This window comes from Micromonospora sp. NPDC049151, assembly GCF_040648395.1.
Classification (GTDB): Bacteria; Actinomycetota; Actinomycetes; order Mycobacteriales; family Micromonosporaceae; genus Micromonospora.
Genome location: NZ_JBEZDP010000051.1, coordinates 1 through 3,562 on the forward strand (window position 1 = coordinate 1; position 3,562 = coordinate 3,562).

At 38.9% G+C, this 3,562-nt stretch carries 6 protein-coding genes; 1 reads left to right on the forward strand and 5 read right to left on the reverse strand.

Features of this window, described 5'->3' with window-relative positions; translation table 11 throughout:
* On the reverse strand, positions 1–263 hold a 263-nt coding region (locus tag AB0B20_RS29030), incomplete at its 3' end, for a glycoside hydrolase family 95-like protein (protein WP_357475106.1).
* Here AB0B20_RS29030 and AB0B20_RS29035 point away from each other — a divergent pair.
* The gene (locus tag AB0B20_RS29035) at positions 218–1,018 is read left to right on the forward strand and encodes a replication initiation protein (RefSeq protein WP_357475100.1); all 801 of its coding nucleotides are present in this window, start codon (positions 218–220) and stop codon (positions 1,016–1,018) included. The two genes, AB0B20_RS29030 and AB0B20_RS29035, sit on opposite strands and share 46 nt — an antisense overlap.
* A 19-nt stretch (positions 1,019–1,037) precedes the next feature.
* Here AB0B20_RS29035 and AB0B20_RS29040 read toward each other — a convergent pair whose 3' ends face one another.
* The 4 genes from AB0B20_RS29040 to AB0B20_RS29055 all read right to left on the reverse strand — a co-directional run bounded on the left by AB0B20_RS29040 (position 1,038) and on the right by AB0B20_RS29055 (position 2,946).
* Positions 1,038–1,403, reverse strand: a complete 366-nt coding sequence (locus AB0B20_RS29040) for a response regulator (protein WP_350502495.1) — start codon at positions 1,401–1,403, stop codon at positions 1,038–1,040.
* 79 nt (positions 1,404–1,482) lie between these two features.
* Positions 1,483–1,920: a hypothetical protein gene (locus AB0B20_RS29045; RefSeq protein ID WP_350502494.1), complete on the reverse strand. Its 438-nt coding sequence runs from the start codon at positions 1,918–1,920 to the stop codon at positions 1,483–1,485.
* Positions 1,913–2,254, reverse strand: coding sequence for a plasmid mobilization relaxosome protein MobC (mobC, locus tag AB0B20_RS29050; RefSeq protein WP_350502493.1), 342 nt, complete (start codon positions 2,252–2,254; stop codon positions 1,913–1,915). Before mobC ends, AB0B20_RS29045 begins: the two co-directional genes overlap by 8 nt.
* Positions 2,254–2,946, reverse strand: coding sequence for a relaxase/mobilization nuclease domain-containing protein (locus AB0B20_RS29055; protein WP_352114022.1), 693 nt, complete (start codon positions 2,944–2,946; stop codon positions 2,254–2,256). Before AB0B20_RS29055 ends, mobC begins: the two co-directional genes overlap by 1 nt.
* Positions 2,947–3,562 lie beyond the last annotated feature (616 nt).

Consider the following 3,562-nt stretch of genomic DNA (forward strand, 5'->3'; position numbering starts at 1 on the left):
GGTTTTGGTGTCTCGTTAAAGAAGAAAAAAGGATTTTCATTGTCACCAGTGGCCTTTTTAGCTTTAAGTTTGGATAAATTTAATTCATTAGGTACCCTGATCCTTAAATTTCCGCCCAAATGCGATTTAATCACCAATTTGGTAACCATACCGTTTACCCATTCCAGTTTAACAATCTCAAACCCACCCTTCGCTCTTAAGCCGTTAACATGTCCGCTTGCCTTCCAGACATCGGGCAGTGCAGGTAAAAGTTGAATGCAAATGGAACATTTCCCAACTGACTGAAAGCACGGAGGGCTTACTTACACGAATGTTTGAAGTTGATTCAGAGGATGGTTATACACAATTCGTCTTGTTTCAGTACTTTAAGTATCTAAAGGGAACAAGGACTATTGAGGTCAAACTTTCTGAAATATCCCTGCCGTATTTTTTCGACCTCAAAAATAACTTTACCCATTTTCAGCTTAAGTCCGTCCTTGATTGCTCTTCCAGTTATGCTAAAAGACTTTACATGTTAGCATGCCAATGGCGCACTGTTGGAAAATTTCCTCGTCCTATACCTATAACCGAATTAAAGAAAATGCTTGGGCTGGTCGATAAAAAGGGAAATGAACAATATGCGGAGATAACAGGTTTTAAAACAAAAGTATTGGACATTGCAAAAAAGCAAATAAACGAGCATACGGACATACATTTTGATTATGAACTTTATAAAAAAGGACGTTCTTTCGAGTTCATTCAAATATTTGTAAACAGTTCAAAAAACAAACCTGATCAATTAGAGATTGATTTCCAAAAGGACATTGATTTTCAGAAAGATGTGCGCAACGTTATGGCATATGGATTAAGTAAGGAATATTCCGAATTGATTGTAAAAGATGGTTATACCAAGTTTATAGCGTTTATTGAGGATCTGAATGCAAAAATTCGACAAGGCAAAGCATCCATTGAAAAATCAACGGCCTATATCGTTGGAGCGTATCAGAAAAAAGGTGTACTACCTAAAAAAGAAAATTAGAAATTTAGGCTAAGCTGATCTACGCTAATCTGTGTAGGTGATCGGTAATGAGCTCCCCTAAATAGTCAATATCAAAAGGCTTTTCTATAAAACCATCTGCACAGGCATCTTCTGTAATTTGTTGCAGTCCCACCGCAGTGGATAATAATATAACAGGAATGTTGTTTGTAACGGGATTCGCTTTTATTTCCTTGCAAATATCACTACCAGAACCATTCATTACCACATGATCTAACATTATTAAATCTGGCTGTATAATGGATATATCCTCAATAATCGAGGAATAAATAGAGGCTATGACTTTATAGCCTTGGTCTTCAAGAATTATGGTAATAATATCGAGTATATCCTGATCATTCTCGACAACCAAAATTTTACTTTGCATAATGAGTTGTGTATGGCAGAACGTGTCAAATGTACTGAAATCATTTCGTTGTACCCCCCTTCGTTAATTTACCCTCCTTTTACTTCTTGTTCAGCTCTTGAAGGTACTTTTGATACATGTTTTCACCTCCTTTTTCCTTTCTCATCCACTGGATAAAAGTCGCTTGGTTGCTTATGGTTTGCTCTGCTTTCTCTAATTTATTTTCCTTTTTAACCCCATAAATCACCCCTGCTGCACCTATTAGAAGAAACACAAGGGAAGAAATAATAAGGGCACCGAAATATTTATCCTTTGCTCCAATGGTTAAATGCCTGGTCAATTTTATCTCTGCAGGAACATTTACTTTTTCAATCATTCCCCCCAGTTTAACAATGTTTTCGTTAACTGCATGGTGTAGGTTTTTGGCTTCTTTAGTGGAGTCTTCCAGTCTTTGGACACTTGCGCCTAATCCTTCAATATTGATCGCCTTAAGCCGTTTTATTTCGCTTAAAAGTGCCTCATTCAGTATCTCACTCATATATTTTCTCGTTTAAATATTTTATCATTCCTTCAATTTTGGCGGCATAGGCCAACACTCCTTCTTTCCGGCAAAGCTGGGCGATCTGGTTAATGTTGTTCCCTACTCGGGAGATATCCCGTAATAAAGCGGCTTTTTCTGCTGTCATGGCCTCTTTTATGTCTTTTCCTTTAGCAAGCTCCCGCATGACCTCTGCAACGCTCTGCCGGCTTTTAAATGCTTTTTCCCTGAACTCGTCGTATTCTTTCTCAGTTAGCATAATTTTCACCTGTTTAGTCCGCTTTTCGGTAGGGTCTAAAACCTTTCTCCCTGTCGTTTTTGGTTCTTTTTCCATTATCTGCCCATGCTAAAACCTTTGCGCTGTGTTTGCTCCGGTGCTTTTATTTCCATCTCCAACTCCTGCTTAAGTTCTTTCGATATCGCCCTTGTCAGGCCATGCTGTTTGGTGATATCAATACTTGCCCCTTTGGCCTTATAGCCAATATTGTTGTCTTTTAACCGCTCCCCCTGGTTGTCTACCATATTGGCAAGTAAGTGGTAATGAATGTGCCCTTTTTCTGCATGCCTGATAGCCACAAATTGGGTTTGAGTAAGGTCTAAACCTGCATTCTTCCCCTTCCCTTTTGCAAGCCTTTGGATGTAATCCTGTAAAATTTCATCTTCCTTCTTTCCGGCCAGCTTGGCCGTGTCTTCCGGAGAATGGGAAATGATGATCTGCATAATTTTATTTTTAAGTTCTGGACGTTGATCGGCCTGCGCCTGAAACTGCTTGATCAGAAGCTCGCGGTCCACTTGGCTCGTGGTGCCATTGCAGGCAATCACTGTGGCATCCTTGTCGCTCCGGCAGCAGTAGCTGATCGTAGCGCTGATGCTGGAGTTCATTTTTACTTTTGCTATCATCTTTCTTTCTTCCTTTTTGCTTTCTGGCTTCGGTGCAACCGTTGCCGGAAACAAGCGTTTTGAGAAAGGACGCAGTCCCTCAAAACACTGCTTGCCAAATAAAGCGTCCAACCTTTGAAACGACAATATAGGAGTTTTAAAGGATTTTTACATGAACCGTAATTTTATAGCTGGATTAAACAGCGAATAAATTTGCGCCTCTTTTTTTCTCTTCCTTTCTTTTTTCCTTTTCCCAGATCTTTTTTCCCTAAACCGCAAATCTGCCGAAGGAGATAAGCCGTTATGTGTGGGGGGCAATTAACCTCATTTTTTACCCCAAATAAGACTGTCAGTTTGATTTTTATTGAAAAGACGGGTAATACGGCAGAAAAAAAAATAAACGTCTTATATCGTCTTATTTGAGGCCGGCCCGCCCCCCGGCGACCCTCTTTCTTTTTTTTGTTTTTTTGTTTTTTTTTCGTCGACCCCTTCAGCTTCAAAAAGAAGAGAAATCCGGTCTTTTTTGCCTTAAATACCCGGCGTTTGAGGGACAACAGTTCTTTTTAATTATTTTAAATACTTTCCTATTTTACTCCCTTGTAAAGGTCTGACTGTCAGAGTCTATGAAGCTCGAAAACGAACCTTTTATAACATTAAACGAACCTTTTATAACATTAAACGAACCTTTTATAACATTAAACGAACCTTTTATAACATTCAAAGACTTAATTAAAAGAACAGTTCTTTTAATTAGTACTTTTTA

Excerpts from the sequence above, each read along its gene's own strand:
- AB0B20_RS29040 (WP_350502495.1), bottom strand. The coding sequence starts at position 1,403 with ATGCAAAGTAAAATTTTGGTTGTCGAGAATGATCAGGATATACTCGAT.
- AB0B20_RS29045 (WP_350502494.1), bottom strand. The coding sequence starts at position 1,920 with ATGAGTGAGATACTGAATGAGGCACTTTTAAGCGAAATAAAACGGCTT.
- mobC (WP_350502493.1), bottom strand. The coding sequence starts at position 2,254 with ATGGAAAAAGAACCAAAAACGACAGGGAGAAAGGTTTTAGACCCTACC.